This window comes from Bradyrhizobium sp. 1 (assembly GCF_023073315.1).
GTDB lineage: Bacteria > Pseudomonadota > Alphaproteobacteria > Rhizobiales > Xanthobacteraceae > Bradyrhizobium.
The window spans coordinates 47,959-74,461 of record NZ_JADPJH010000035.1; the positions used below are offsets into that span (position 1 = coordinate 47,959).

Genomic DNA, 26,503 nt, shown 5'->3' on the forward strand with positions numbered 1-26,503 from the left:
CTCTAGCAACTAACATTAAGCAGTTGGGGATACCTTCTCTGGGTAAGGGCGCGTGCGCAACCATCCGATTTTCTCCGCCCCGGCACGGGAGCGGACATCTTGAGTAGCGATCCGAAGCTGGAACGGATTGCGAAGGGCAATGCGCTGGCACTCTGCGCCACCGGAACCTGGACCGCGAGCTTCGCGCCGGTCCTGGAGCGGATGGTGGCGGATGCCGAGAAGTTGGCCGGCAGCCCCCAAAACATCTTCATCGACGTCTCCGAGGTCGCCAAGCTCGACACGTTTGGCGCCTGGCTGATCGAGCGGCTGCGCCGCAGCCTGACGCAAGGCGCGGTCGAAGCACAGATCGCGGGCCTCTCGGCGAACTATTCGAGCCTCGTGGACGAGGTGCGGCGGGTCAGGGCAAATCCTGTGATCGACTCGGGCACGATCACCATCACCGGCATGCTGGAGCAGATCGGCCGCACTGTGGCCGGCGTCGCCGGTACGGTGGCAGGCCTCGTCGACATGCTCGGCGCGGTGCTCGCGGCAGGCTTTCGCACACTGATCCACCCCCGCTCGTTCCGCCTGACATCGACCGTGCACCACATGGAGCAGGTCTGCTGGCGCGCGGTGCCGATCGTGGTGCTGATCACCTTTTTGATCGGCTGCATCATCGCGCAACAAGGCATTTTCCATTTCCGCCGCTTTGGCGCCGACATCTTCGTCGTCGACATGCTGGGCGTGCTGGTGCTGCGCGAGATCGGCGTGCTGCTGGTCGCGATCATGGTCGCGGGCCGCTCGGGCAGCGCCTACACCGCCGAGCTCGGCTCGATGAAGATGCGGGAAGAAATCGACGCGCTGCGCACCATGGGCTTTGACCCGATCGAGGTGCTGGTGCTGCCCCGCATGCTGGCCCTGGTGCTGGCGCTGCCGATCCTGGCCTTCCTCGGCGCGATGGCCGCGCTCTATGGCGGCGGCCTGGTCGCCTGGCTCTATGGCGGCGTCGATCCCGAGGCGTTTCTGTTGCGCCTGCGCGACGCCATTTCGATCGACCATTTCATCGTCGGGATCGTGAAAGCGCCGGTCATGGCCGCGGTGATCGGCATCGTCGCCTGCGTTGAGGGCCTCGCCGTGCAGGGCAGCGCGGAATCGCTCGGACAGCACACCACGGCGTCCGTGGTGAAGGGCATCTTCTTCGTCATCGTCATGGACGGCGTGTTCGCCATCTTTTTCGCCTCGATCGGGATGTGACGATGGCGCAAGAAACTCAAAACGGGATTCAAGATCCCATCATCCGCGTCCGCGACATCACCGTGCAGTTCGGCGCCACGCGCGTGCTCGACGGCCTCGACCTCGACGTCAAGCGCGGCGAGATTTTGGGTTTTGTCGGTCCCTCGGGCGCGGGCAAGTCGGTGCTGACGCGTACCATCATCGGCCTCGTGCCGAAGATTGCGGGCTCCATCGAGGTGTTCGGGGTCGATCTGGATTCCTCCAACACTTCGCAGCGCCGCAACGTGGAGCGGCGCTGGGGCGTGCTGTTCCAGCAGGGCGCTCTGTTCTCCTCGCTGACGGTGCGGCAGAACATCCAGTTTCCGATGCGCGAATATCTGCGGGTGTCGCAGCGGTTGATGGACGAGATCACCATGGCCAAGCTGACCATGGTCGGCCTCAAGCCCGAAGTTGCGGATCGCTTTCCCTCGGAGCTCTCGGGCGGCATGATCAAGCGCGTTGCACTGGCGCGCGCGCTCTCGCTCGATCCTGATCTGGTGTTCCTGGACGAGCCGACCTCGGGCCTGGATCCGATCGGCGCCGGCGATTTCGACGAGCTGGTCCGGACGCTCCAGCGCACTTTGGGGCTGACCGTTTTCATGGTAACCCACGACCTCGACAGCCTTTACACAGCATGTGACCGCATCGCCGTTTTAGGGAACGGTAAGATCATTGCGGCAGGGTCGATCGCCGACATGCAGGCCTCGCAGCATCCCTGGCTGAGGCAATATTTCCATGGCAAGCGCGCTCGCGCGGTGATGGGCTGAGGTGCCGGAGTAGCTGATGGAAACGCGGGCAAATTACGTACTGATCGGATCGTTCACGCTGGCGGTGATCGCCGCGGCGATCGGCTTCGTGCTGTGGTTCCAGTCGCTGCACTCCGTCAAGCAGCGCAGCCCGTTCCGAGTCGTGTTCGAGGGCCCGGCGGCGGGCCTGCGCAACGGCGGCAGCGTTAATTTCAACGGTATCCGGGTGGGTGAGGTCGTCTCGGTGAAGCTCGACAACCCGCGGCGGGTTGTCGCACTCGCCATGGTCGAGAACAACACGCCGCTCCGCAAGGACACGCTCGTCGGGCTCGAATTCCAGGGCCTGACCGGCGTTGCCGCGATCTCGCTCAAGGGCGGCGAGGAGGCGGCTCCGCCACCGCCGCTCGATGAGGACGGCATCCCGACGCTGACGGCCGACCCCAACAAGCTCCAGGACGTCACTGAAGCCATCCGCGGCACGCTGCAGAACATCAACAAGATCGTCGCCGACAATCAGGAATCGGTGAAGAACTCGCTGAAGAATCTCGAGACCTTCACCAATTCGCTCGCGCGCAACGCCGAGAAGATCGATGGCGTGATGGCCAAGGTCGATGGCGTGATGCTCAAGGCCGACAGCCTCATGCTCGGCCTCAATACGCTCGCCGGCGGCAAGGACGGCGGCGAGCTGTTCCAGGCGGTGAAATCGATCCGCGAGCTCGCCGACGATTTCGACAAGCGCTCCGGCGCGTTGATGACGGACGGCCGCCGGACGCTGGGCGACATCAGCCGCGCCGTGAACAACTTTGACCGCAACCCGACCCGCGTCCTGTTCGGCGCGAGCAACAGCGCGCCGGCAGCGGCACCGCCGCCTGCCGAGCCGCCGAAGCCCGAGCGCAGGCGGCAGTAGACGGGTAATCCGCGTCTCTCTCCTCGCAATGACGGTGCTTGGAGATGCAGCGCAATCACCTCTCGTGTCCCGGACGCGCTGCAGCGTGCAACGCTGCTGCGCAGAGCCGGGACCGAGCAGGCAACACGGTACAGTGCCGCGCGATGGGCCCCGGCTCTGCAGCGGATCGCCGAGGAGTCGCTGCGCTGCGTCCGGGCACGAGACGCCTACGATCACTCCAAACAAAAACGGAGGCCGTGAGGCCTCCGTTTTCTATTCGCTATTCGTTGTCGCTACCCGCGCTCACCCCAGCCGCCCCGCGCTGTGGGCGAGCAGGGTGTACACCAGACCCGTCTCCGAGGTCAGGTGGCTGCGCAGCTCCTGCGGGCCGCGGCCGTCGCGGGCGACTTCGTCGAGCAGGCGTTCGAACTCGGCGACATAGCGGTCGACCGTGCCCTTGAAGTTGCGGTCGGCGCGGTACTTGCGGGCGACCTCGTCGAAGGCCTTCTGGCCGGCGGGCGTGTAGAGGCGCTTGGTAAAGGCCTTGTTCTCGCCGCGCTGATAACGGTCCCACATCTCGGCCGCGAGGTTGCGGTCCATCAGCCGGCCGATGTCGAGCGTCAGCGATTCCAGCGGATTGCTGCTGGCCTGCGGGGCCTGCGGCTGCGGCGAGGGTGCCGCACGGCCGCGGGGCGCCTCACGTCCGGTCGGCGCGCCCTGGTTGGCGTCCGTGCGGTTGAGGAGGTCCGACAGCCAGCCGTCACGGCCCTGGTCGTTGCTGGAAGGCGCAACCGGCGGCGCTTCGGTGCGGCGCGCGGGCGCGGGCATGCCGAGATCCGGCGGCGGCAGCGTCGAGGCGCTGCCGGTGTCGCGGACGCGGGTCTCGCTGCTGCGGGCGCCGACGGTTGCCATCATCGGTTCTTCCTGCTGGCGCTGCACGCTGGCGCGGCCCGTCGTCGAGACGTCGAGACCACGGCCGTGCTGGGCCACGATGCGGTTGAGCTCGGCGAGGGCCTCGATCTGGTCGACGATCACCTTGCGCATCTGCGCCGTGCTCTCGGCGGCCTCCTGCGGCATCTCGAGCACGCCGCGGCGCAGCTCGTTGCGGGTGGCTTCGAGCTCGTTGTGCATCTCGAACGCCATCTGCTTCATGCTGGAGACGAGGTTGGTGAACTTCTCGGTCGACTGCTTGAACATCGCATCCGCCTCGTCCGTGGTCTGGCGGTAGATGTCGTGCATGGACTCGACGGTCTGCCGGTGCTCCTCCTCGGACGCCGCGCGCACCGCCTCGAACTGGCGGGTGATCGCGGCCGAGCCTGCGCCGGCGGTCTCCGCGACGACGCGGGCGATGTCGCGGGCGCGCTCTTCGGCGGCGGCCAGCGATTCATCGAGCAGGCCAGTGAAGCGCGACAGACGCTGGTCGAGATCGGTGGTGCGCAGGTCGATCGTGGTGACGAGCGATTCCAGCGCCAGCTTGCGCTCGGCGAGCGAGGCGGTGGTGTTCTTGTTGCTCTGCTCGACGACCTGGGCGGCCTCGACCAGCGCCTTGCCGTGGGCGTCGAACTGGGTCGAGAGCTCGCCGAGGTCCTGCAGCGCCCGCGTGGTCTTCGTGTTGAAGACGTTGAGCTGGTCTTCCAGGTTCTGCGTCGCGGCGCCGTTGCGCGAGGTGACGTCGTTCATCGCCGAGACGAAGTCGGCGACACGCGTCACCAGCGCCCGCTCGAGCGAGTTGAGGTTGTCGTGCGCACCGGTCAGCACCTCCTGGAGCAGGATGTTGCCTTCGCGCAGACGCTCGAACAGGGCGACCGTGTCGGTGCGCAGGATCTTGCTGGTCTCCTGCATCTCGGTGACGGCCGCGATCGAGACCTGGCGCGACTGGTCGATCGCCGAGCGCGAGGCCTGCTCGAGGTCCTTGAGCGACTTGCCGACCGCGCCGGTCGCCATCTCGCTCGCCGCGTTGATGGTGCGGGCGACTTCCGAGCCGTTGCCCATCATGGTCTGCGAGAAGGCATGGCCGCGCGTCTCGATCGACTTCAGCGCATCGGAGGTGACGCGGTCGATGTCGAGCGTGAGCTGGCTGGTCTTCGAACCGATCGCGTCGACGAGGGCGCCGCGCTTGGCGTCGATCATGTTGGTCAGGCGGTCGGCCTGCTGCTGCACGTAGGTGACGATTTCGTCGGTCTTGCCGGTCATGGCCTGGCCGAAGCTGGAGCTGGCGGCGAGCACCGAGCGCTCGACGTCGGCCGAACTCGACTTGACGCGCGAGCTCGCCTCGTTGGAGGCGTTGATCAGCGCGTTCTGGGCGTTGAGCGCGCTGGTCTGGATATCGTTGGTCGCATTGGTCGTGGCCGTGCTGAGCACGCGCTCGATCTCGGTCGAGATCGTGCGGATCTGGCTCGCGGCATCCGCCGACGTCGATGTCAGCGAGGTCTGGGCCTCACGCGCGCTGTTGAGGATGGTCGAGGCGGTGTCGGCACCGACCGAGGTCAGCGTGCGCTCGATATCCGTGGTCAGCGACTTGATCTGGCTGGCCGCATCCGTCGAGGCGGAGATCAACGTTCCCTGCGCCTCGCGCACGCCGCTGGTGAGCGCCTCGATGGTGGCGCCGCCGGCGGTCGCCAGCGCGCGCTGCATCTCGGCTGCCAGCGAACGGACCTGGCCGGTCTGCTCGGCCGAGACGGAGAGCAGGGTGCTCTGGGCGTCGCGGGCGCTGGTGGTGATCGCCTCGGCGGTCGACTGCCCGACCTGAGAGAGCGAACGATGCACTTCGGCCGCGAGCGACTTGACCTGGCTCGCCGCATCCGAGGACGCATTGACGAGCGTGCTCTGCGCTTCGCGGGCGCCGGTCATGATGGTCTCTGCGGTCGAGGTGCCGGCCATCGAGAGCGAGCGCTGCACGTCGGAGGACAGCGCCTTGATCTGGTTGGCGGTCTCGCTCGAGGCCGCGATCAGCGCGCTCTGCGCATCGCGGGCGCCGGCGGTGATCGCCTCGGCCGTGCTGGTACCGGCCAGCGACAGCGAACGCTGCACATCGGCGGTGAGCGTCTTGACGTGGTTGGCCGCGTCCGAGGACGCCGTGACGAGCGTGGTCTGCACCTCGCGGGCGCCGGCCAGGATCGAGGCTGCGGTGGCAGAACCGGTCGCCGACAGCGTGCGTTCGACGTCGGCTGCGAGCCCCTTGATCTGGTTGGAGGCGTCGCCGGAGGCGGCGACCAGGGTCGACTGCGCCTCGCGGGCGCTGGTCAGGATCGAGTTCGCAGCACCGGTGCCGACCGCCGTCAGCGCGCGCTCGACCTCGGACGAGGTCATCTTGAGCTGGGCGTTGACGTCGGAGGAGACCGTCATCAGCGACTGCTGCGCGGTGCGCGCACCGGTCTGGATCGTCTCGCTGGTGTTGACCACGAGGTTGGTGAGCGAACGCTCGGCGTCCTCGACATGCGAGCGGATCGCGGTCGAGATCATTTCGGCGCGGGACATCATGTCCTCGCTCGCCTGGCGGCCGCTGCTTTCGATGCGGCCGGCGACGGCCTCGACACGCGAGCCGAGCAGGTCCTCGAACTGCGCCACGCGCACGTCGATGTCGCTGGCGACCGAGCCGACCTTGGTCTCGATGGCCTGGTGGATGTCCTGGAAGCGTGCTGTGACCGTGTCGGTCAGATGCGTGCTGCGGCCGTCGATGATCTCGGTGACGCCGGTGATGCGGCGGTCGATCGCCTCGATCGCCTGCGCGGTGCCGTCGGTGAGCGTCGAGGTCAGCAGCGTCAGGCGGGTGTCGATCGACTGCACGGCCTGCCCGGCGCCGTTGGTCAGCGCCGTCGTCAGATAGGTGAGGCGGCTGTCGACCGACTCGAGTGCTTGCGACGCGCCGCTGTTGAATGTCGTCGTCAGATGCGTCAGGCGGCTATCGATCGTCTGGATCGTCTGCGATGCGCCGTCGGTCAGCGTTGTGGTGAGGTTGGTCAGACGGGAGTCGATGGCCTCGAGGGCCTCGGACGCGCCGCCAGTCAGCGTCGTTGTGAGGTGCGTCAGCCGCGTATCGACGGATTGGATCGCCTGGGCGGCGCCGTCGGTCAGTGTCGTGGCGAGCGTGTTGAGGCGCGCGTCGATCGTTTCGGTCACGGACTTGGCGCGGACGTCGAACGACTGCTCGAGTGCGCCGACGCGGCCGACAAGCTGCTCGTCGAAGGTCTTGATGTGGCCTTCGATCGTGCCGTCGAGGCTGGAGATCTTGCCGTTCAGCGAGGCGTCGAGATTGGTGACGCGTTCGCCGATCACGGTCTCGAACTGCACCAGGCGCTGGTCGAGCACAGCGGTGATCTCGCCGCCGTTGGAGGTGAAGCGGGTGTCGAAATTGTCGACATAGGTCTTCAGCGATTCATGGATGTCATGGGTGCGCTGGCCCATGCGCTCGACGATCTCGCCGCCGAACGTCTTCACGGTGCGGTCGAATTCGGAGATGTGGCGGGTGATCAGCGCGCCCAGCGTGCCGGAGTCGCGGGCGAACTTCTCGACCAGCTCGGTGCCCTGGTTCTTCACCAGTTCGTCGAACGCGCTCATCTGGAGTGAGAGCGAGTCGTGCGCGGTCTCGGTCTGGCTGACGACCTTGGCGACGAGCGTGTTGACCGTGGCGTCGAGCGCCTCGCTCGCCTTGTCGCCGGAGGTCATGATGTGGCCGGCGAGGCGGTTGCCGGCGTCGTCGATCTTGGCGGAGAGGTCGTTGGAGCGCAGCTCGAGCTCGAGCAGCAGCGAGTCCGACGAATTCTTCAGGCTATCGTGCACCTGCTCTGTGCGGTCGGAGATGCCGTCGACGATCGCCGAGGAGCGTTGCTCGAACTCGCCGGTGATGCGGTCGATGCGCTCGTTCAGCATCTCGTGGACGCGATCGGCGAGGTCGACGAACTCGTCGTGGACGTGGCCGGTCTTGAAGTTGAGGCTGGTGGTCAGCCGCTCGCTGGCGTCGAGCACCGCGCGCGTGGTCTCGTTGCTGGCTTCCTCGAGGCGGTCGAGCAGGTCGCCGCCGCGCTCGCCGAGCGCCAGGATCATGTTGTCGCCGGCATTGCTCAGCGCGCCCGTGATGTGGGCGCCGCGCTCTTCGAGAGCGCCGGTGATGGACTTGGCGACCTCGTCGACGCGCGAGGCGATCGCGTCCGAGATCAGCGCGATGTCATGGCGCAAATCGATCTGCACGCCCGAGATGGCGCTGCGGACCTGCTCGGCCTGGCCGACCAGGTTGTCGCGCTGATGCGCGATGTCCTGGAGCAGGGCGCGGATGCGCACTTCGTTGTCGGAATAGGCGCGCTCAAGAGCTGCGACCTCGTTGGCGACCAGCGTCTCGAGCTCGCCGGCGCGCGCAATGGCGCGCTCGATGCCGTCGCCCATTGCCGCGACCTCGCGGCGGATGGCCTGGCCGACGGTGACCATGGAATCGGAGGCCGAGCCTTCCGGCTCGGAGAAGCGGATCGCGACCTGCGCCATCGCCTGCGCGACCGCACTCATTTGCTGGCCGCGCCAGACCAAGCTCGCCAGGAAGAAGAACAGCATGATCGGTGCGAAGAACATCGTGACGAGGCCGGCAATGGCCAGCACGCCGCCACTCTGGCCCATCGCCGCCTGGATCGAGGGCAGGAAGCCGACCGTCAGCGCGGCGCAGGCCGCGAGCCAGACGACGGTGAAGATGATCGCGCCGGTATAGATGTTGCGGGTCGGGCGTCCCGTCTGCAACGTTTGCAGCAGCTGGCCGATGGTCGCGCGGTCGTCGTTGGCGGCGCGGCGCGAGGAACGCGGCTCCTCGATCGGGTCGAACACGGCACGTTCGTTGGCGGCAGCACGCGGCTCGAAGCTCGGCTCGTCGAACATCGGGGGAGCGGGCGGCGGCATGGAAGATGCCGTTTCGTTGCGCATGGACGCGCTGCGGCTGGTATCGGCCGCCGTGTCGCTGATGTTCAGGGCTTCCTGGATCGCAGAAAGCGCAACTTCCGTGGGGTCCTTGGCCTTTTTCGGAGTGTTTGCCATGTTCAGTCCGAGCCCTCGTTACTGGTACGCGTCCCCCCGCGAGCCCCGCGCGCTACGCAAGCTCACAGACCGGATCATGCCGCTTACGCGGATTTCCGAGCCGTCCCCACCCGGACGGCTTGTCCGCCAATTTCCAAAACATCCTATTGGCAGAGCGTCGCGAATGAAATGCCTGCGATTAAGACAATCTTAATCATCGTTAACAGGATCGCGCCGTAACGCCTTAGCAATAAATGCAATTCTCCACCGGACTCGCCGGATTGCGGCAACTTTTCGTCAATAAACCGGCAGAATTAGGTAAAACGGCCCGAACATTTCGTTAACCATTTCCATGCTTGGGTGGGGGAACCTGACCGCCGTACCGGCGGACCATCGTGCGATGCCGGGGCCTGCGCCATGACACCTGAACTGCAACGGATGGACTGGATGCCCTCGCCCCCGCTTGCACCGATCGACAGCCCGCTCGATTTCGACCATCTCTCCCGGATGACGCTCGGCGATGCCGAGCTGGAACAGGAAGTGCTCGCGATGTTCGCCGAGCAGGCGGTCCGCCTGATCTCGGCCATGGCGGCTCTGCCGACTGATGCCGGCGCGCTCGCCCACAAGCTCAAGGGCTCGGCGCGCGGGATCGGCGCCTTTGCGGTCGCGGACGCCGCCGCAAGCCTGGAGACTGCGATCCGGATCGGCCACAACCAGCCCCACGCCTTCGCCGCGCTGAAAGAGGCGGTGGCCGAGGTCCGCGCCGCCATCGAGGCGGTCCTGAAGCACTAGGCCGCCGATCCCGTAATATGCGGGCGGCCTACGCACTAGCGCGGGCCTGATCGACCCGTTATAGGACAGCCCAGACCCTCCTTTTTCCCAAGATCGCGGCAGCACGAGCACACATGGCCAAAATTCACTTTGTCGATCACAAGGGCGAAACCCGCACCGTGGACGTCGAGAACGGCGCGACCGTGATGGAAGCCGCCATCCGTAACAGCATTCCCGGCATCGAAGCCGAATGCGGCGGCGCCTGTGCCTGCGCGACCTGCCACGTCTATGTCGACGAAGCCTGGCGCGAGAAGGTCGGCAGCCCCACGCCGATGGAAGAAGACATGCTCGACTTCGGCTTCGACGTGCGCCCGAACTCGCGCCTGTCCTGCCAGATCAAGGTCTCCGACGAGCTCGACGGGCTGGTGGTGGCAACGCCGGAACGCCAGGCCTGAACGCTTCTCGTCTATGCAGCGGGCGGCCCGACCTCGATGCCGCGCTTGTGCCAGGGTCTGAACTTCTCGATTACCTCTGCGGTCAGCGGCGCCGGCCGCCGCGTCGCCTCATCGAGCAGGACGCCGACGGACGTCGCCGAGGCAATGCACGTCCCGTTTGAAAACACGACCTGCTCGAAGGTCACTGACGTCCGTCCCAGTTTCACGACGCCAAGGCCGAGCTCGATCGTGTTCGGCCAGTGCAGCTCGGCGCGGAAATGCATGTCGAGACGCACCATGATCCAGGCGAGGCCCGGCGGCGTCAGCCCGTATTCGGGAAGCTTCATCAGCGTGACACGGCCGGTCTCGAAATAGGTGGCGTAGACCGCGTTGTTGACGTGCTGGTTGGGATCGAGATCCCCGTAGCGGACGTTGTCGCTGAGGCGAAAGGGAAAGTCCTCAAGGCGCGGCGTCGGATCGAGGCGGCTTGGTGCGTTCACCGATTGATCTCCGTCATATCGCATCCCGTTACAGCCCAGTTATCCTGACCCGGCAAGTGGGCGCGGCTGCGGGGCGCTCCCGCTTTTATGCCTTCCCTGATCCATCCCCGTTGGCTAGACAGGCAGGGTCACCTCTGCCCACCGGCGCCGTCCAACCGATAACGATCGATAAAGAGACGATATGAGCGACGTGATCAAAACCGATGTACTGATTATTGGCGCCGGCCCTTGCGGCCTGTTCGCCGCCTTCGAGCTTGGCCTTCTCGACATGAAGGCGCATTTCGTCGACATCCTCGACAAGGTCGGGGGTCAGTGCGCCGAGCTCTATCCGGAAAAGCCGATCTACGACATTCCCGGCATTCCTCAGGTTTCGGGGCAGGGCCTCACCGAGGCGCTGATGGAGCAGATCAAGCCGTTCCATCCGACCTTCCATCTCGGCGAGATGATCGAGACGGTGGAGCGGATCGGCGATCCCGCATTTCGCTGCACCACCGACACCGGCAAGGTGTTCGAATGCAAGGTGGTGGTGATCGCGGCCGGCGGCGGCTCGTTCCAGCCCAAGCGCCCGCCGGTGCCGGGCATCGAAGCCTATGAAGGCAGTTCGGTGCATTACGCCGTGCGCAAGATGGAGACGTTCCGCGACAAGAACGTGCTGATCGTCGGCGGCGGCGATTCCGCGCTCGACTGGACGCTCAATCTGCATCCGCTGGCCAAGCGCATCACGCTGCTGCACCGTCGCGACGATTTCCGCGCCGCGCCCCACAGCGTCGAGCAGATGCGCGCGCTGGTGGCTTCCGGCAAGATGGATCTGCGGCTCGGCCAGGTCACGGCGCTTGCCGGCACTGAGGGCAAGCTCACCGGCGCGACCATCAAGGGCAACGACAACAACGTCACCGAAATTTCCTGCGACACCATGTTGCCGTTCTTCGGACTGACCATGAAGCTCGGTCCGGTCGCAAACTGGGGCATTGCGCTGGAGAACAATCTGGTGCCGGTCGAGACGTCAGCGTTCGAGACCAACGTATCCGGCATCTTCGCCATCGGCGACATCAACACCTATCCCGGCAAGATCAAGCTGATCCTGTGCGGCTTCCACGAGGGCGCGCTGATGTCGCAAAAAGCCCACCGCTACGTGTATCCGGAGAAGCGGCTCGTGTTCCAGTACACGACCTCGTCCTCCAGCCTGCAAAAGAAACTCGGTGTCAACTGACGGCACCGGGGACGGGCAGGCGATGCCCCATGTTTCTGGTGCTGGAATCGTTCGCGAAATCGCCGTAGTCTGCGGCCATTGCAGTGGCGGCTTAGCAAGGTGATCATAATGCGGAAACTCTTTTTCAGCTTTCGGCTGCTCTCGCTCCTCGCGCTCGCGTTGTCGCTTGGCGCGGTGAGGCCGGCTGCGGCGCAAGCGCCGGCTGCGGTGTCGGGCCAGCCAACCGCCGCGGGCCTCTGGCAGAAGGTCGAAGACGGCAAGACGGTGGGGTGGTTCCTCTTCATCGACCATAACGGCATCTTCGAGGGCGTGATTGCAAAGACCTTTCCGCGGCCCGGCGATGACCCGAACGAGATCTGCGCGAAATGCGCCGACGATCGCAAGAACGCACCGGTGCTCGGGTTGTCCTTCATCCGCGACATGAAGCGCGACGGTTTGAAGTATGACGGCGGCAACGTCGTCAATCCGCGCGACGGCAACATCTGGAAGGCCAAGATGACGGTGAGCCCGGATGGCCAGACCCTGACCATGCGCGGCTTCCTCGGCATCTCCCTGTTCGGCAAGGACGAGACCTGGACGCGCCTGCCCGACGCGAACATCGCCCAGGTCGATCCCGCCATCGTCGCAAAGTATCTTCCAGCACAGGCGCCTGCGGCGACCACAAAACCGGCGCCTGCGGCGAAAAAGGGTGGCGCGATGATGATGGCGCCGGCGCCGAAGCAGTAGGGCTGCTCGCGCGGCCGTTGTGTCTCAACTGGTCATTGACGGTCGCGTAGCCCTCATGAGCCAAGCGATATGCGGGGCCGCTTGTCCCGGGTGTCGCTGCGCTCACCCGGGCTACGGCACCGTCAATACGTCCGCGCCACCTTGCAAGGCGTGTAGAGCATGCCGCTGGTGGTGACGACCCGCTCGAGGCATTGCCGGGGATCGGTGATCTCGCCGTCGATCTGGAAATAGTAAGTCTGCGTTCCCAGGCTCAGAACGTAATGCCCCGGCGGAAGTTCGAGCTCTGGATCGCTCGCGTGAACCTCGTACATTTCGGGTGTTGCTGGAATCGGTGCCACTCGGAATGGATAGGCGAAGTTGCGGATGACCCCGGAATCGTCTCCGCCACTCGGCGTCTTGCCTGCGGCGTCGTTCGAATACTCTTTGGCGACCTTCGCCACCACCCGAACCTCGGCGCGCATCGGGCCCGCGTTTGCCGCTTCCCGGCGAAACACGATGAACTTGACACGACCGCTGGGCAAATGGGGCCGATCGGGTTTTTTGAATGCCGCTGAAATCGCGATCCGCATGTCCGGCGCCGCGATGCCGGTTGCGTTCAACTCCGCCAGTGACTGATCGTCGATCAAGGCGTAGATGCCGTAGTCGGTCGGAAGCACGCGCGTCGGTTTCGCCGGAGGCGCGACGGCGGTGACCATCTCCGGCTTGGCGACCGTGACCGTCGGCTCCGGTTTGGGCGGGGCTTGCGCGATCTCCTGGGCGGTCTGCTGAGCGAATTCCTGGAACTTGGGCGTAACCAGCCGGCGCAGCGCGGCGATATTGTCTCGCTGCGAGATGACGAGAGCGACGGCGCCGGCCGCAAGCAGGATGGCCGCCGTACGCTTGATCACCGGCCAGAGCGGACCCGAAGTCGCAGGTGGCTTGCTGCGGGACATCTTGATCTCCGATTGCAGCACCTGAGCGTCGGCGGGCAGGGGATGGCCGACCGTCTCGTCGATCCTGGACGAGGTGAGCTGCTGTTGCGGCAAGCGCTCCAGCGGCGGTTGCTCGCGCGAGAACTTTTCGACCTCCTCGATCGCGACTTCGAGCGCCCGCTTCATCTGGTCGATGTTTTTGGTGTCGGCGTAGGTGAACTGCTCCTGGAGCTTGTAGCGGGCAAGGTCGTAGACCATCTGCCGCCTGGCTTCGGCGTCGTCTTTCACCGTATCGAGCATGCGCGAAATCACGAGCGCGAATTGCACCTGGTTTGCCGGCAGATCGGTGGCGTCCTGCTGGCCAGGGAGCAACTCTTTTGAACTCATAGCGCTGACGGTCCGATGCCTGTCACGCCAACACCCGATTCTCTAGTCGAAACAGCCGGTTAAACAATGCGATAAGGTTCACGGCAACGTTCGTACACGTCCCGGCGCGCCAAGGAAAGCCTCGAAAATGGCTGCTCCAAATCGCTGGAGGTTCATGCATGCAGGACGTGCGCGCCGTGGGCAACAGCGCGCGACAGTAGTTCCCCGGAATGCGCGCTGGCGCCGGATTTGCATAGCTGTCGCAAAGCTGCAGGGGGAGCTGAGTCGCCGTCTCGACGCTTGCCGCCATTCGTGCGGAACGGGACGGCGGTGCCTGTCCCTCGCGGCGCTGACTTCGATCCGCGAGAAAACGATATGAGACTTGCAAGACCGTGTGCGGCGGTGCTGCTCGCGTTGACGGCGCTGCTGGCGACATCGGCGCAGGCACGCGACGACGGGCGCTACGCCAACTCGCCCCTCAAACCCTGGTTCGAGAGCCTGCATAGCGAGTACGGACAATGCTGCTCGGATGCCGACGGCTATGTCGTCGCCGACGTCGATTGGGAATCCGACAAGGGGCGTTACCGCGTGCACCTCGATGACGAATGGGTCATCGTACCCGACGGCGCCGTCATCACCGAGCCGAACAAGATCGGCCGCACCATGGTATGGAAGCACTACATCGACGGCCATCCGCGCGTGCGCTGCTTCATGCCGGGCAGCATGACGTAGAGGTGACGCGTTTTTCCGGGACGACGCACGCCCCGGAAAGACAGGAGCGGCTCAACGCGCCTCGCTCTCCGCATTCACACTCGCAAACCGCTTCACGCGCGGCGACAGCACCGACATTTGCGCCGGCGAAGCCGGCATGCCGGCGACGATCATCGCGGGCGCAGTCGACTGCTCTTCGACGCCGGCGCCGCCGAGCACCTGGACTTGCGCCGCCGAGATGGGAAACGATTTCACTTCGTAAGAGGGAAGCTCGCCAGCGAATGCACCGGCCGAGCTCGCAATCGTCGCGGCGGAAACGGCAATTATTGAAAGAACGCGCATTGGGAAAATCTCCGTGGAAGATGGCAATCGGAGGTTTTGTCGCGTCGATGCCGCAACAGGTTCGCTTGTATACGAACATTCGATCGCAGCCTGCGATTTATTTGATTGCGTGATGCGACACGACGAATGAGGAGGAAGTTTTCCGCGCCAATGTTTCCGGACGGTTTCACGCCGAGGGCGCGCTAGCCGCCTTTCACGTCGAACCTGGACTCTCGCACCGTCGCGTCCGGCCGCTGACGCAAGCCTGGGACAAGCGCAAGTCCGAGGCCGGGACCGCGCGGTGCCGATACCACACCGTTCCTGACAGTGGGAAGATCGGTGACGAGGTCGCGATACCATGTCGCCAAGGTCGCGCGCACGACCTCCTGGAAGATCGCAGTCGGTGCGTGAAGCGCAAGGTGTAGGCCGGCCATCAGCGCCACCGGGCCGGTGCAGTCGTGCGGCGCAAGCGGCTTGTTGTAGGCCTCCGCCAGCGCCGCAATCTTGCGCGCTTCGCTCAATCCGCCGCACCAGGCGATATCAAGCATCACCACGTCGACGGCGTCGGCTGCGAGCAGATTGCGGAAGCTTGCGACGCCCGCCAGCGTCTCGCTGCCGCAGATCGGTGTCTTCACGCGCCGCCTGAGGTCCGCGAGGCCCTGCACATCGTCCATCTTGTTGAGGGGATCCTCGACCCAGAACACGCCGTAGTCTTCGAGTGCGCGGCAGATCCGTTCGGCGGTGTGCGTGCCCCACAGGCTGTGCAGCTCGCACATGATCTCAATGCGATCGCCGACCGCATCTCGGATTTTTCGGAATGGCTCAAGCCCGATCTTGAGGTCGGTGAGCGAGATCGAATGGCCGCCGTTGGCTGCAAAGGGATCGAACGGCCAGATCTTCATGGCACCATAGCCTTCGCCGACGAGGCTCTCGGCCAACGCGCCGGCGTCGCGCATGAAGGCGACCTGGTCGTCATAGGGGCCGAGCGCGGCATCGTCCGCATCGATCTCGCGGCGCCTGGCGCTCTTGGTGTTGTAGGCATAGCCGGCGCAGGTGTTGTAGGCGCGGATCTCCAACCGGCTCGCGCCGCCAAGCGCCTCGTGCACGGGAATGCCGTGGCGCTGGCCCTTGATGTCCCACAATGCGATGTCGATGGCGCTCGCCGCGCGAACCTCCGCGCTGACGCTGTGGAAGCCAAGATAAGGCGTCAGCAACTGGCGCGAGATCGCCTCGATCCGGCGGGAGTCCTGGCCGAGCACCAGCGGTGCCGCGAGCTCATGCACAGCCGCCTCGACGGCCTGCGCGCCACGAAAGCTCTCGCCAAGGCCGGTCAGTCCTTCGTCGGTCTCGATCTCGACCCAGATCAGGTTCGGCCGCTCGTCGATGCGGATCGTGCGCAGGGCCGTGATGCGGGACATTGAGACGTCCTCTTGTGGGTGCGGTTGCCGGTCTTCAAGTCACCGGCGCCGGATTGAACAGCGTGAGGTCGTTGTGGATGCCCCAGCGATCCGACCACGGCTTGGTGCGGCCGGAGGCGACATCGAGGATCAGGCGGAACAGGTCCCAGCCGGTTTCCTCGATGGTCTTCTCGCCGGTGGCGATGCCGCCGGCGTCGAAATCGATCAGGTCCTTCCAGCGTCGCGCGAGCTCGGTGCGGGTCGCGACCTTGATCACGGGTGCAGCCGCAAGGCCGTAAGGCGTGCCACGGCCGGTGGTGAACACCTGCAGCGTCATGCCGGAGGCGAGCTGAAGCGTCCCGCAGATGAAGTCTGACGCGGGGGTTGCCGCAAACAGCATGCCCTTCTGCGTCGCCCTCTCGCCGGGCGAGAGCACGCCGGTGATGGCGGATGAGCCGGACTTGACGATCGAGCCCAATGACTTCTCGACAATGTTGGCGAGGCCGCCCTTCTTGTTGCCGGGCGTGGTGTTGGCGCTGCGATCGGCGCCGCCACGGGCCAGATAAGAATCGTACCAGGCCATCTCGCGCACCAGCGCGCGGCCGACGTCCTCGTTGATCGCGCGTCGCGTGAGCAGCTGGATGGCGTCGCGCACCTCCGTCACTTCCGAGAACATCACGGTGGCGCCGGCGCGCACCAGCAGGTCCGCGGCGAAGCCGAGGGCAGGATTCGCGGTGACGCCGGAGAAGGCGTCGCTGCCGCCGCATTGCAGGCCGATCACGAGATCGGCAGCCGGGCAGGTCTCGCGGGTGCGCTTGTTGAGGATTTTCAGGCGGGCTTCGGCCTGGGTCATGATCGCATCGACGATCGCGCCAAAGCCGTCAAAGGATTCGTCCTGCATGCGCACGATGGCATCGCTGATGCCTTCCGGTACCAGCCGCTCGGGGGCGAGCTTTTCGCAGCCGAGGCTGATGACCAAAATCTCGCCGCCGAAGTTCGGGTTCTGCGCAATATTTTGCAGCGTGCGGATCGGGATCACCGCGTCAGGCGCATTGATGGCAACGCCGCAACCATAGGCGTGGGTCAGCGGCACCACGTCGTCAACGTTCGGATACTTTGGCAAGAGCTCGGCGCGGATGCGCTTCACCGCATACTCCATCGTGCCTTTGACGCATTGCACCGAGGAAGAGATGCCGAGGATGTTTTTCGTTCCGACCGAGCCGTCCGTATTGCGAAAGCCCTCGAAGGTAAAGCCTTCGAGCGGCGGCAGCGGGGCGGGGACGGCGGTGGATATCTCAAGCTTGTCGAGGTCAGGGGCCTCCGGCATGCGGATGCGGACTTCGTCGACCCATTCGCCGGCCAGGATCGGTGCGAGCGCGTGGCCGATCACCTCGCCATAGCGGATGATCGGCTGGTCTTGCGCGATGTCGACCAGCGCCGTTTTGTGTCCCTGCGGCACGAAAGCGCGCAGCGTCAGCCCACAGGCGAAGCGGGAGCCGACGGGAAGCCCGAAATCATTGACCACGATCGCGACATTGTCGCGCTCGTTGAGCTTGATGTAGCGGGGCTGCTCTTTCGCTGCGACGTCCTGGTCCATCTGCTCTTACCTCAGAAACTGGAGTCGTAGGGTGGGCAAAGGCGCAACGCGCCGTGCCCACCATCTTTCACACCGAACGTAAGCGGTGGGCACGCTTCGCTTTGCCCACCCTACGATATCTTCCCCGTGGTTAGCCGGGGAAGGTATAGGCGGTCTTCACCGTCGTGTAGAACTCGCGCGCATAGGAGCCCTGCTCGCGGGCGCCGTAGCTCGAGCCTTTCCGGCCGCCGAACGGCACGTGATAGTCGACGCCGGCGGTCGGCAGATTGACCATCACCATGCCGGACTCGCTGTTGCGCTTGTAGTGCGAGGCGTATTTCAGGCTGGACGTGCAGATGCCGGAGGCGAGGCCGAACTCGGTGTCGTTGGAGATCGCCAGCGCCTCGTCGTAGTTCTTGGCGCGGATGACGGCGGCGACGGGGCCGAAGACCTCCTCGCGCGAAATGCGCATGTTGTTGTTGGCCTCGGTGAACAGCGCCGGCTGAAGGTAATGGCCGGGCGTTTCGCGCTTGAGCAGCTCGCCGCCCCAGGCGAGCTTGGCGCCCTCGTCCTGGCCGATCTTGATGTAGCGCAAATCCTGATCGAGCTGGCTTTGGTCGACCACCGGGCCGATATGCACGCCGGCCTTGAGCGCGTCGTCCACCGTCAGCCCCTTCAGGCGCTCGGTCATTGCCGCAACGAAACGGTCGTGGATGCCTTCGGTGACGATCAGGCGCGAGGACGCCGTGCAGCGCTGGCCGGTCGAGAAATAGGCGCCGTTGATTGCGACCTCGACGGCGGTCTTGAGATCGGCATCGTCGAGCACGACCAGCGGATTCTTGCCGCCCATCTCGAGCTGGAACTTCTTCATCGGATTCGAGAGCACGCAGGCCTGCGCGATCTTGCGGCCGGTCTGCACCGAGCCGGTGAAGGAAATCGCGGCCACATCCGGGTGGTCGAGCAGGGTCTGGCCGACCACCGAGCCGGAGCCGACCACGAGGTTGAACACGCCGGCGGGAATGCCGGAGCGGGCGATGATCTCGGACAGCGCATGGCCGGAACCCGGCACCAGCTCAGCCGGCTTGAACACCACGGTGTTGCCGTAGCAAAGCGCCGGCGCAATCTTCCAGGCAGGAATGGCGATCGGGAAATTCCACGGCGTGATCATGCCGATGACGCCCACCGGCTCACGGGTGAGCTCGACATCGAGGCCGGGACGCACGGACGCACCCTTCTCGCCGATCAGGCGCAGGGCTTCGCCTGCGAAGAACGCAAAAATCTGGCCGGCGCGCGCGACCTCGCCGATACCTTCGGGGAGCGTCTTGCCTTCCTCGCGCGCCAGAAGACGACCGAGCTCTTCCTTGCGGGCGATGATTTCGAGAGAAATCTTGTTCAGCGCGTCATAGCGCACCTGTGGCGTCGACTGCGCCCAGGCGGGGAAGGCGGCCTTGGCGGCGGCAATCGCCTTCTCGGTCTGCGCCTTGTCGGCCTTGGCGTATTCGCCGACGAGATCGTTGGTGTTGGAGGGGTTGATATTCTTGGTGATGCCGGAGCCATCGACCCATTCGCCGCCGATGAAGTTCTTCAGGATCGCAGTCATCTCATTCCTCCAGAGTTTCTTAGCGAACTAGGCACGGACGCTTGTCGTCAAAGGTCCAGCCCGGGATCAGGTCCTGCATGGCCATAGCGTCATCACGGGCGCCAAGTCCATGCTTCTTGTAGAGCTCATGCGCCGCTTCGATGGCGGCGCGGTCGATCTCGATGCCGAGGCCAGGGCGATCCGGCACGGCGATCTTGCCGCCCCTGATCTGGAGCGGCTCTTTGGTCAGCGCCTGGCCGTCCTGCCAGATCCAGTGCGTGTCGATCGCGGTGACCTTGCCGGGGGCGGCGGCGCCGACATGGGTGAACATGGCGAGCGAGATGTCAAAGTGGTTGTTGGAGTGCGAGCCCCAGGTCAGGCCGTTGTCACGGCAGGTCTGGGCGACGCGCACCGATCCCTGCATGGTCCAGAAATGGGGATCGGCCAGCGGAATGTCCACCGCGCCGAGGCGCAGCGCGTGGGAGAGCTGGCGCCAGTCGGTGGCGATCATGTTCGTCGCTGTGGGCAGGCCCGTGGTGCGGCGGAACTCGGCCATGATCTCGCGGCCGGAGAAGCCGCCTTCCGCGCCGCAGGGGTCCTCGGCGTAGGCGAGGATGCCGTGCATGTTCTTGCAGAGGCCGATCGCCTCGTCGAGCGACCAGGCGCCGTTGGGATCGAGCGTGACGCGTGCATTGGGGAAGCGCTTTGCAATCGCGGTGACGGCTTCGATCTCCTGCTCGCCGCGCAGCACGCCGCCCTTGAGCTTGAAATCGGCGAAGCCGTAATGGTCGTGGGTCGCTTCCGCGAGCCGCACCACGGTCTCGGGCGTCATCGCCTCCTGATGGCGGAGGTTGAACCAGTCGGGCTTGCCGGTCTCGCCCTTGACGTAGTCGAGCTTCGACTTGCTGATATCGCCGACGAAGAAGAGATAGCCGAGCGTCTCGACGCTCTTACGCTGCTGGCCTTCGCCGAGCAGCGCTGCGACCGGCAAATTGAGATGCTGGCCGAGCAGGTCGAGCAGCGCGGATTCGATCGCCGTGACCGCATGGATCATCACGCGCAGGTCAAACGTCTGCTTGCCGCGGCCGCCGGCGTCGCGGTCGGCGAAGGCCGTGCGAACGTCAGCGAGGATGTTGTTCATCGCGCCGACGGTCTTGCCGATCACGAGATCGCGCGCGTCCTGGAGCGTCTGCCAGATCTTTTGCCCGCCCGGCACCTCGCCCACGCCGGTGTGGCCGGCATTGTCGGTGAGGATGACGATGTTGCGGGTGAAGAACGGCGCATGCGCGCCGCTCAGATTGAGGAGCATGCCGTCGCGGCCCGCGACCGGAATCACCTGCATCGATGTGACGACCGGTGCACCAGCGACTGACGCGCCGGAAATGTCAGTCTGGGCCATCGCACGCACCTCCCTGTTGTCTTCCTCTTATTCTGCAGCCTGTTGTGACGATCGGATGGCGGGCAGATTTTGCACCAGCGCGGCCACTTCCGCCATCTCCTGCTCGGTCAAATCGGTCAGCGGCGGGCGAACCGGCCCGGAATCTCGGCCGATCACCTTCATGCCGGCCTTGATGATCGAGACCGCGTAACCCTTCTTGCGGTTGCGGATCGCGATCAGCGGCAGGATGAAATTCTTCAGCCCGGCATTGATCGTCTCATGGTCGCGCTTGCGCACGGCGGCGTAGAAGTTGGTCGCGAACTCCGGAACGAAGTTGAACACGGCCGAAGAATAGGTCGTCACGCCCATGTCGAGATAGGGGAGCGCGAAGGTCTCGGCCGTCGGCAGGCCGCCGACATAGGTCAGGCGATCGCCGAGCTTGGTGTAGACGCGGGTCATCAGCTCGATGTCGCCGATGCCGTCCTTGTAGCCGACCAGGTTCGGGCAGCGCTCGGCCAGGCGGGCCAGCGTATCGGGCTGGAGGATGGCGTTGTCGCGGTTGTAGACGATGACGCCGATCTTCACGGAGGCGCAGATCGCCTCGACATGGGCGGCAAGGCCGTCCTGCTCGGCATGGGTGAGATAGGGCGGCAGCAGCAGCAGGCCGTCGGCGCCGGCCTTTTCCGCGCCGATCGCGATCTCGCGCGCGGTGGCGGTGCCGTAGCCGGTGCCGGCGAGCACGGGCACGCGGCCCTTGGTTTCTTCGACTGCGATCTTGACGACATGCGGCACTTCAGACGGCGTCAGCGAGAAGAACTCGCCGGTGCCGCCGGCGGCGAACAGACCGGCGACGTCATAGCCGCACAGCCAGTCCATGTTGGCGCGGTAGGTTGCCTCGTCGAAGGAATAGTCAGCCTTGAACGGCGTGACGGGGAAGGACAGGAGGCCCGATCCGATCTTCTGGGCCATTTCCTGGGGGGTCATTTTGCTCATGAGCGCTGCTCCCTGATTGCGTGTTGTGGAGGAGGGGGGCTTGAGGCCTCCGCGTCCATGCGCCGTGGTTTAGGAGACCGTTCGATGCGCGTCCAAGCCAAAGCCTATATCGACCGATGCGGATTGAGCATCAATCCTCCATCACCTCCGCGGAGGACAATTCGCCGGCGATTTTGACCAGCGCCGCCAGCAGCGGATCCTCGTTGTCGCGGCGCCAGACCATGAACAGCTCGACGGGGATGCGCGTGCGCAGCTTCAGGGGCCGCAGGCGGACGTCGGAGATTTTCAAGCCGGCGGCCGCGGCCGGCACGATCGCAAGGCCGAGGCCGGCGCGGACCATTGCGAGGATCGAGTGGATCTGGCTGAGATGCTGGACATAGCGCGGCAGCACGTCGGCCCGGGTGAACAGCGCGACCAGGAGGTCGTGGAAGTAGCGGCTCTCATAAGGCGAATACATCACGAAGGGCTGGCCGTCGAAATCCTTGATGGTGATGGTTTCCGCATTCGCCAGCGGATGCTTTTTCGGGATCGCGGCGAGCAGGGGCTCGGCGACGACGCGGCGGCTGGCGATTTCCGGCCGCGCGATCGGCGGCCGGAGCAAGCCTGCATCGATCTGACCTGATGTCAGCGCCTCGAACTGGTCGCCTGAGACCATCTCCTTCAGCGAGAAGTCCACCTCCGGCAGCCTGGCGCGGCAGGCCGCGACGAGCTCGGGAAGGAAGCCGTAGGCGGCGGCGGCCGTGAAGCCGATCTTCAGCGAGCCGGTTTTTCCGAGCGCAATGCGGCGGGCGACCTGCGAGGCGCTTTCCGCCAGCTTCAGGATGCGCCGCGCCTCCGGCAGGAAGCTGCGCCCCGCAGGCGTCAGGCGTACCGAGCGGCTGGTGCGCTCCAGTAGCGGCGCATCGATGATGTGCTCGAGCACCTGGATCTGCCGCGACAGCGGCGGCTGGGTCATGTTCAGGCGCACGGCGGCGCGGCCGAAATGCAGTTCTTCGGCCACCGTGACGAAACAGCGGAGCTGGTTGAGGTCGAACATCGATACATGCCTTAGATGAATAAGGCGTTTCCCCGGCGCTTCTAGCATCGATCACTCCCAAAACAAAGACGGCGGCTGAAGAAGCCGCCGTTGAGTTGCCTGTCCCGCTCCGATCACTCGGAGCGCTCAGGAGGAACGTTTGAGCACCACCCGCTCGATCTTGCCGACGATCACGAGGTAGGCGAATGCCGCCACCAGCGCGTTGGCGCCGACGAACAGCAGCGCCCCGTTGAAGGAGCCGGTCGCGGCCAGGATGTAGCCGATCACGATCGGCGTAGAGATCGAGGAGAGGTTGCCGAAGGTGTTGAACAGGCCGCCGGAGACGCCGCCGGCTTCCTTGGGCGAGGTGTCGGAGACGACCGCCCAGCCGAGCGCGCCGATGCCCTTGCCGAAGAAGGCGAGCGCCATGAAGCCGACCACCAGCGCCTGTCCGTCGACATAGTTGCAGGCGATGATCGACATCGACAGAAGCATGCCGCCGACGATCGGGATTTTCCGTGCCATGGTCAGCGAGCCGGTCTTGCGCAGGATAGCGTCGGAGATGACGCCGCCGAGCACGCCGCCGATGAAGCCGCACAGCGCCGGCAGCGTCGCGACGAAGCCGGCTTGCAGGATCGACAGGCCGCGCTCCTTGACGAGGTACACCGGGAACCAGGTCAGGAAGAAATAGGTCAGCGTGTTGATGCAGTACTGGCCGAGATAGACGCCGAGCATCATGCGGTTGGAGAGCAACTGGCGGATGTGGTCCCATCCGGAGCCGGACTCGGGCGCGCGCTCGCGCTTCAGATCGTCTTTGGGCGCATCGAGGTCGACCAGCGCGCCGCCTTCCCTGATGTAGTCGAACTCGGCCTCATTGATGCCGGGATGCTCCTTCGGGCCGTACACGGTCTTGATCCAGACCAGGCCCATGATGACGCCGAGCCCGCCCATCACGAAGAACACGTAGCGCCAGCCGTAATCATGCGCGATCCAGCCCATCAGCGGCGCGAAGATCACGGTCGCGAAATACTGCCCCGAGTTGAAGAAGGCCGACGCGGTGCCGCGCTCATTGCCTGGAAACCAGGCCGCGACGATGCGGGCATTGGCGGGGAAGGACGGCGCTTCCGCGACACCGACCAGGAGGCGAAGCGCGAACAGCACGGTGATAGCCGTGCCGGCGCTGAGGAAGCCGACCCAGCCCTGCATCATCGTGAACAGCGACCAGACGATGATGCTGAAGGCATAGACGAGGCGCGAGCCGTAACGGTCGAGCAGCCATCCGCCCGGCACCTGCGCGGCGACATAGGACCAGCCGAAAGCCGAGAAGATCCAGCCCATGGCGACGGGATCGAGATGGAGTTCCTTGGAGAGCGCGGAGCCCGCGATCGAGAGCGTGGCGCGGTCGGCATAGTTCACGGTCGTGACCAAGAACAACATGGTCACGATGAACAACCTGACGCGAGACCTCCTCACGTCCGTTGCGGACACCACTGCGCTCATCACGCGCCTCCTTGAACTCGAAATGTTTCCTCGATGCGACTCCTAGAGGCGCGCGCGGCAAAGTGTCCAAGTTGAAGGGAGTATCGATCGATGCCGTCTTTGGATTGATGGAACGTCGGGGCACACTGTCGTCGTTCCCCGCGAAGGCAATGAAGTAAGCCGCGGCTTCTCGATTCAATCACTGCAGTCACGGAGTACTGGATCGCCCGCCTTCGCGGGCGATGACACCGAATGTTGGGGAGCGCGCCTGCGCGCGCGCTTACCGCTGCACGCCCGGCAGCAGTGGCGCGAGCAGTCCGCGCGTGACACCCGGCGGCACGGCATCAAGGCCGAGCACCGCGCTTGCGGCCGGCAGCGTGGCATCCGCCATCGCAGCGTGTCCTTCTGCGCTCGGATGCACGGCGCCGCCATACACCGCCGAGAGCACGCCCCAGGTCGCGTCGTGGATGTCGGTCGGCTGGCTCGCGGCCGGTAGCCCTTGCGGATAGGTCATCGCAGCAAAATAGCTGTCATTGGCGTCGCGGATCCAGCGCGCGCGGGGCAGGTAGGCGCGATACTCCGAGGCGCCGCGGCCGCACAGCATCGGCTGGCTTGCGGCGCTCACGATGTCGGGATTGAAGCTCTTGCCGTTCTCGGCAAAGCACGTGCGGTCGAATTCGGGGTCATTGCCCGAATGCGCGCAAAAACCGTGATCGGCGAACGCCGCCTGATGCGAATCCACGAAGGTCATGCGGTCGGCTTCGGGATCGCGGCACAGCGCCCCGCGCGTACAGGTGGCGAGGCCCTTCAGTTGCGGCAGGAACTCGGTGTCGACGAAGGTCGAGACGCGGGCGAGGCGTTGCGGATCGGCGTTGAAGGCGGGATGGATGTCGAAGCCGGCGCGGCCGCCGCGGCAGGGCACGCCATCGTCGGCGAGTGCCGGATTGGCGTAGGAGACGTAGACCACGTGCGAGAGATCGCCGCCGACCAGCGGCTTCAAGGCCTCGCGCAGCTTGACGAAATTCTGCGGCAGCTCGCGCTGTAGTGCATCGCGGGAATCATCGACGCTCGCCATCACGCCGGAGCGGCGAAACAGCGCGCGCTCGGTTGCGGTATCGACGATGACGTCGGCGACGAGGCCGGAGAAATAAATGTCGTTGGCGCCGACCGAGAGCAGGACGAGGTCGAGCGTGCGGTCCGGCTGGCGTTTCTTCGCCGCGGTGAGCGCCTCGCGCAGCTCGGCGACCTGCGCATTCACGCTGGTGTTGCAGACGCCGGTCTTGCCGGGCGGACATTCGCGGGCGCGCTGTGAGCCGAGTAGCCCGTCGCCGATGCTGGCGCCGGTGCAGGCAAGCGGCAGAAAGGTCACCGCGATGTGGGTGTAGCGGACCGCTAGCGCCAGCGCGGTGCGGGCCTGGTAGCTGTAGAGCGAGCGATGGCAGGGCGAATTGAACCAGAGCGCGCTGTAGCGCTGCCAGTTGGCGAGCGTATCCGGCGCCTCGCAGGCGCGGCCGCCCTTATACCCGGCCCGGCTCGGCCGGTAGTATTGGCCGCCGCCGGCAGTGCCGAGATAGGAGCGGAAGCAGAAGCCCTCGTCCGAGAGCGGCAGCGGCCGATCCGGATTGCCTTCGCCGGAGGCGATGCTGTCGCCGAGACCGGCGATGAAGACGTCGCGGACCTGGATTTCGGTCTGGACGCGCTGGGTCGGATCGGCGCCGGAGGAGACGTCGACGCTTGCAACCGTCTGCTTGCCGTAGCGGACGCGCAAATTGATCGGCTCGGCGCAATCGAAGGTCGAGGTCTGCGGCCCGTCGCCGTCGTCGAACGACCAGGCGCAAGTGGCGCCGACGGGCACCGCGCCGGTCAGGCGCACGGTCACGGGGTGGTCGATCGGAGTGATGTAGTCCTCTTTGACGTTGTCGCGGGTGCAGGGCTGGTTGACCCGGCCCTGGAGGTCGATGCAGAGCCGGTTGACCATGTTGCGGGCCCAGCCGCGGCCCTCGCTCTGGAGCTCCAGCGACTGCTCGGCGGCGAGGATGCTGCGGTTACGCGCATTCTCGACATGGAGCTGGAAGTCACGCTCCTCCCGGAACAGCCGGAAGCGATTGCGCACCTCCCAGGATATTTGCATCGCGCCGGCGTCCTGCGCGGTGGCGCGCTGGAGCGGCAACGACGTCAGTATCCCGGCAAGCAGCAGGGCCCCTGCAAACAAGGTGCGAAGAGATGTTTGGATCATGGCCCGCGTGTTCAACGGCAAAGTTG

At 65.3% G+C, this 26,503-nt stretch carries 20 protein-coding genes; 8 read left to right on the top strand and 12 right to left on the bottom strand.

From position 1 onward, the window contains the following. Window positions 1-99: 99 nt before the first annotated feature. From IVB29_RS33740 to IVB29_RS33750, 3 genes are read left to right on the top strand one after another with little or no spacing between them, the layout of a single operon-like run. Window positions 100-1,233 (top strand): ABC transporter permease, encoded by a 1,134-nt coding sequence (locus IVB29_RS33740; protein ID WP_247507745.1) that lies wholly within the window; start codon window positions 100-102, stop codon window positions 1,231-1,233. A gap of 2 nt (window positions 1,234-1,235) precedes the next feature. Then, the gene (locus IVB29_RS33745; RefSeq protein ID WP_247507746.1) at window positions 1,236-2,018 is read left to right on the top strand and encodes an ABC transporter ATP-binding protein; all 783 of its coding nucleotides are present in this window, start codon (window positions 1,236-1,238) and stop codon (window positions 2,016-2,018) included. A 16-nt stretch (window positions 2,019-2,034) separates the two neighbouring features. Next, on the top strand, window positions 2,035-2,904 hold the full coding sequence (locus IVB29_RS33750; protein WP_247507747.1) for an MlaD family protein: 870 nt from the start codon (window positions 2,035-2,037) through the stop codon (window positions 2,902-2,904). Window positions 2,905-3,186: 282 nt separating this feature from the next. Here IVB29_RS33750 and IVB29_RS33755 read toward each other — a convergent pair whose 3' ends face one another. Further along, window positions 3,187-8,895 (bottom strand): negative regulator of septation ring formation, encoded by a 5,709-nt coding sequence (locus IVB29_RS33755; RefSeq protein ID WP_247507748.1) that lies wholly within the window; start codon window positions 8,893-8,895, stop codon window positions 3,187-3,189. 396 nt (window positions 8,896-9,291) lie between these two features. Between IVB29_RS33755 and IVB29_RS33760 the strand changes: the two genes are divergently transcribed. Both IVB29_RS33760 and IVB29_RS33765 read left to right on the top strand, forming a co-directional pair. Continuing rightward, window positions 9,292-9,666 (top strand): Hpt domain-containing protein, encoded by a 375-nt coding sequence (locus IVB29_RS33760; protein WP_247507749.1) that lies wholly within the window; start codon window positions 9,292-9,294, stop codon window positions 9,664-9,666. Window positions 9,667-9,779: 113 nt separating this feature from the next. After that, window positions 9,780-10,100 (top strand): 2Fe-2S iron-sulfur cluster-binding protein, encoded by a 321-nt coding sequence (locus tag IVB29_RS33765; RefSeq protein ID WP_045008721.1) that lies wholly within the window; start codon window positions 9,780-9,782, stop codon window positions 10,098-10,100. A gap of 11 nt (window positions 10,101-10,111) precedes the next feature. Here the strand turns inward: IVB29_RS33765 and IVB29_RS33770 are convergent, their stop codons facing one another. Beyond that, window positions 10,112-10,579, bottom strand: coding sequence for a thioesterase family protein (locus IVB29_RS33770; protein ID WP_247507750.1), 468 nt, complete (start codon window positions 10,577-10,579; stop codon window positions 10,112-10,114). Window positions 10,580-10,760: 181 nt separating this feature from the next. On the opposite strand from IVB29_RS33770, the gene IVB29_RS33775 reads away from it, so the two are divergent. Both IVB29_RS33775 and IVB29_RS33780 read left to right on the top strand, forming a co-directional pair. Continuing rightward, a complete protein-coding gene (locus tag IVB29_RS33775) occupies window positions 10,761-11,789 on the top strand; it encodes an NAD(P)/FAD-dependent oxidoreductase (RefSeq protein ID WP_247507751.1) in 1,029 nt (342 codons plus the stop codon). Between the two features lie 108 nt (window positions 11,790-11,897). After that, window positions 11,898-12,515, top strand: coding sequence for a DUF2147 domain-containing protein (locus tag IVB29_RS33780; RefSeq protein ID WP_247507752.1), 618 nt, complete (start codon window positions 11,898-11,900; stop codon window positions 12,513-12,515). 122 nt (window positions 12,516-12,637) lie between these two features. On the opposite strand, the gene IVB29_RS33785 is transcribed toward IVB29_RS33780, so the two are convergent. Then, entirely contained in the window at window positions 12,638-13,813 is a 1,176-nt protein-coding gene (locus IVB29_RS33785; RefSeq protein ID WP_247507753.1) for a hypothetical protein, read from the bottom strand. Window positions 13,814-14,167: 354 nt separating this feature from the next. On the opposite strand from IVB29_RS33785, the gene IVB29_RS33790 reads away from it, so the two are divergent. Beyond that, window positions 14,168-14,524 carry a hypothetical protein gene (locus tag IVB29_RS33790; RefSeq protein ID WP_247507754.1) on the top strand — a complete coding sequence of 119 codons (357 nt, stop codon included), beginning with the start codon at window positions 14,168-14,170 and terminating at the stop codon, window positions 14,522-14,524. 51 nt (window positions 14,525-14,575) lie between these two features. Here IVB29_RS33790 and IVB29_RS33795 read toward each other — a convergent pair whose 3' ends face one another. From IVB29_RS33795 to IVB29_RS33835, 9 genes are all read right to left on the bottom strand, one after another. Continuing rightward, complete coding sequence (locus IVB29_RS33795) at window positions 14,576-14,845, bottom strand: hypothetical protein (RefSeq protein ID WP_247507755.1); 270 nt, start codon at window positions 14,843-14,845, stop codon at window positions 14,576-14,578. 182 nt (window positions 14,846-15,027) lie between these two features. Next, a complete protein-coding gene (locus tag IVB29_RS33800) occupies window positions 15,028-16,242 on the bottom strand; it encodes a mandelate racemase/muconate lactonizing enzyme family protein (RefSeq protein ID WP_247507756.1) in 1,215 nt (404 codons plus the stop codon). A 34-nt stretch (window positions 16,243-16,276) separates the two neighbouring features. Further along, entirely contained in the window at window positions 16,277-17,818 is a 1,542-nt protein-coding gene (gene garD, locus IVB29_RS33805; protein WP_247507757.1) for a galactarate dehydratase, read from the bottom strand. A gap of 130 nt (window positions 17,819-17,948) precedes the next feature. Then, window positions 17,949-19,397, bottom strand: a complete 1,449-nt coding sequence (locus tag IVB29_RS33810) for an aldehyde dehydrogenase family protein (RefSeq protein ID WP_247507758.1) — start codon at window positions 19,395-19,397, stop codon at window positions 17,949-17,951. A 19-nt stretch (window positions 19,398-19,416) separates the two neighbouring features. Then, complete coding sequence (gene gudD, locus IVB29_RS33815; protein ID WP_247507759.1) at window positions 19,417-20,775, bottom strand: glucarate dehydratase; 1,359 nt, start codon at window positions 20,773-20,775, stop codon at window positions 19,417-19,419. A gap of 27 nt (window positions 20,776-20,802) precedes the next feature. Beyond that, a complete protein-coding gene (kdgD, locus tag IVB29_RS33820) occupies window positions 20,803-21,747 on the bottom strand; it encodes a 5-dehydro-4-deoxyglucarate dehydratase (protein ID WP_247507760.1) in 945 nt (314 codons plus the stop codon). A 130-nt stretch (window positions 21,748-21,877) separates the two neighbouring features. Continuing rightward, window positions 21,878-22,783 carry a LysR substrate-binding domain-containing protein gene (locus tag IVB29_RS33825; protein ID WP_247507761.1) on the bottom strand — a complete coding sequence of 302 codons (906 nt, stop codon included), beginning with the start codon at window positions 22,781-22,783 and terminating at the stop codon, window positions 21,878-21,880. 126 nt (window positions 22,784-22,909) lie between these two features. After that, window positions 22,910-24,262, bottom strand: a complete 1,353-nt coding sequence (locus IVB29_RS33830; protein WP_247507762.1) for an MFS transporter — start codon at window positions 24,260-24,262, stop codon at window positions 22,910-22,912. A 259-nt stretch (window positions 24,263-24,521) separates the two neighbouring features. Next, window positions 24,522-26,477 carry a hypothetical protein gene (locus tag IVB29_RS33835; RefSeq protein WP_247507763.1) on the bottom strand — a complete coding sequence of 652 codons (1,956 nt, stop codon included), beginning with the start codon at window positions 26,475-26,477 and terminating at the stop codon, window positions 24,522-24,524. Between the last annotated feature and the right edge of the window lie 26 nt (window positions 26,478-26,503).

Excerpts from the sequence above, each read along its gene's own strand:
- IVB29_RS33755 (WP_247507748.1), bottom strand. The coding sequence starts at position 8,895 with ATGGCAAACACTCCGAAAAAGGCCAAGGACCCCACGGAAGTTGCGCTT.
- IVB29_RS33780 (WP_247507752.1), top strand. The coding sequence starts at position 11,898 with ATGCGGAAACTCTTTTTCAGCTTTCGGCTGCTCTCGCTCCTCGCGCTC.
- IVB29_RS33750 (WP_247507747.1), top strand. The coding sequence starts at position 2,035 with ATGGAAACGCGGGCAAATTACGTACTGATCGGATCGTTCACGCTGGCG.
- IVB29_RS33835 (WP_247507763.1), bottom strand. The coding sequence starts at position 26,477 with ATGATCCAAACATCTCTTCGCACCTTGTTTGCAGGGGCCCTGCTGCTT.
- kdgD (WP_247507760.1), bottom strand. The coding sequence starts at position 21,747 with ATGAGCAAAATGACCCCCCAGGAAATGGCCCAGAAGATCGGATCGGGC.
- IVB29_RS33825 (WP_247507761.1), bottom strand. The coding sequence starts at position 22,783 with ATGTTCGACCTCAACCAGCTCCGCTGTTTCGTCACGGTGGCCGAAGAA.
- garD (WP_247507757.1), bottom strand. The coding sequence starts at position 17,818 with ATGGACCAGGACGTCGCAGCGAAAGAGCAGCCCCGCTACATCAAGCTC.
- IVB29_RS33765 (WP_045008721.1), top strand. The coding sequence starts at position 9,780 with ATGGCCAAAATTCACTTTGTCGATCACAAGGGCGAAACCCGCACCGTG.
- IVB29_RS33775 (WP_247507751.1), top strand. The coding sequence starts at position 10,761 with ATGAGCGACGTGATCAAAACCGATGTACTGATTATTGGCGCCGGCCCT.
- IVB29_RS33795 (WP_247507755.1), bottom strand. The coding sequence starts at position 14,845 with ATGCGCGTTCTTTCAATAATTGCCGTTTCCGCCGCGACGATTGCGAGC.
- IVB29_RS33790 (WP_247507754.1), top strand. The coding sequence starts at position 14,168 with ATGAGACTTGCAAGACCGTGTGCGGCGGTGCTGCTCGCGTTGACGGCG.
- gudD (WP_247507759.1), bottom strand. The coding sequence starts at position 20,775 with ATGGCCCAGACTGACATTTCCGGCGCGTCAGTCGCTGGTGCACCGGTC.
- IVB29_RS33785 (WP_247507753.1), bottom strand. The coding sequence starts at position 13,813 with ATGAGTTCAAAAGAGTTGCTCCCTGGCCAGCAGGACGCCACCGATCTG.
- IVB29_RS33745 (WP_247507746.1), top strand. The coding sequence starts at position 1,236 with ATGGCGCAAGAAACTCAAAACGGGATTCAAGATCCCATCATCCGCGTC.
- IVB29_RS33830 (WP_247507762.1), bottom strand. The coding sequence starts at position 24,262 with ATGAGCGCAGTGGTGTCCGCAACGGACGTGAGGAGGTCTCGCGTCAGG.
- IVB29_RS33800 (WP_247507756.1), bottom strand. The coding sequence starts at position 16,242 with ATGTCCCGCATCACGGCCCTGCGCACGATCCGCATCGACGAGCGGCCG.
- IVB29_RS33760 (WP_247507749.1), top strand. The coding sequence starts at position 9,292 with ATGACACCTGAACTGCAACGGATGGACTGGATGCCCTCGCCCCCGCTT.
- IVB29_RS33810 (WP_247507758.1), bottom strand. The coding sequence starts at position 19,397 with ATGACTGCGATCCTGAAGAACTTCATCGGCGGCGAATGGGTCGATGGC.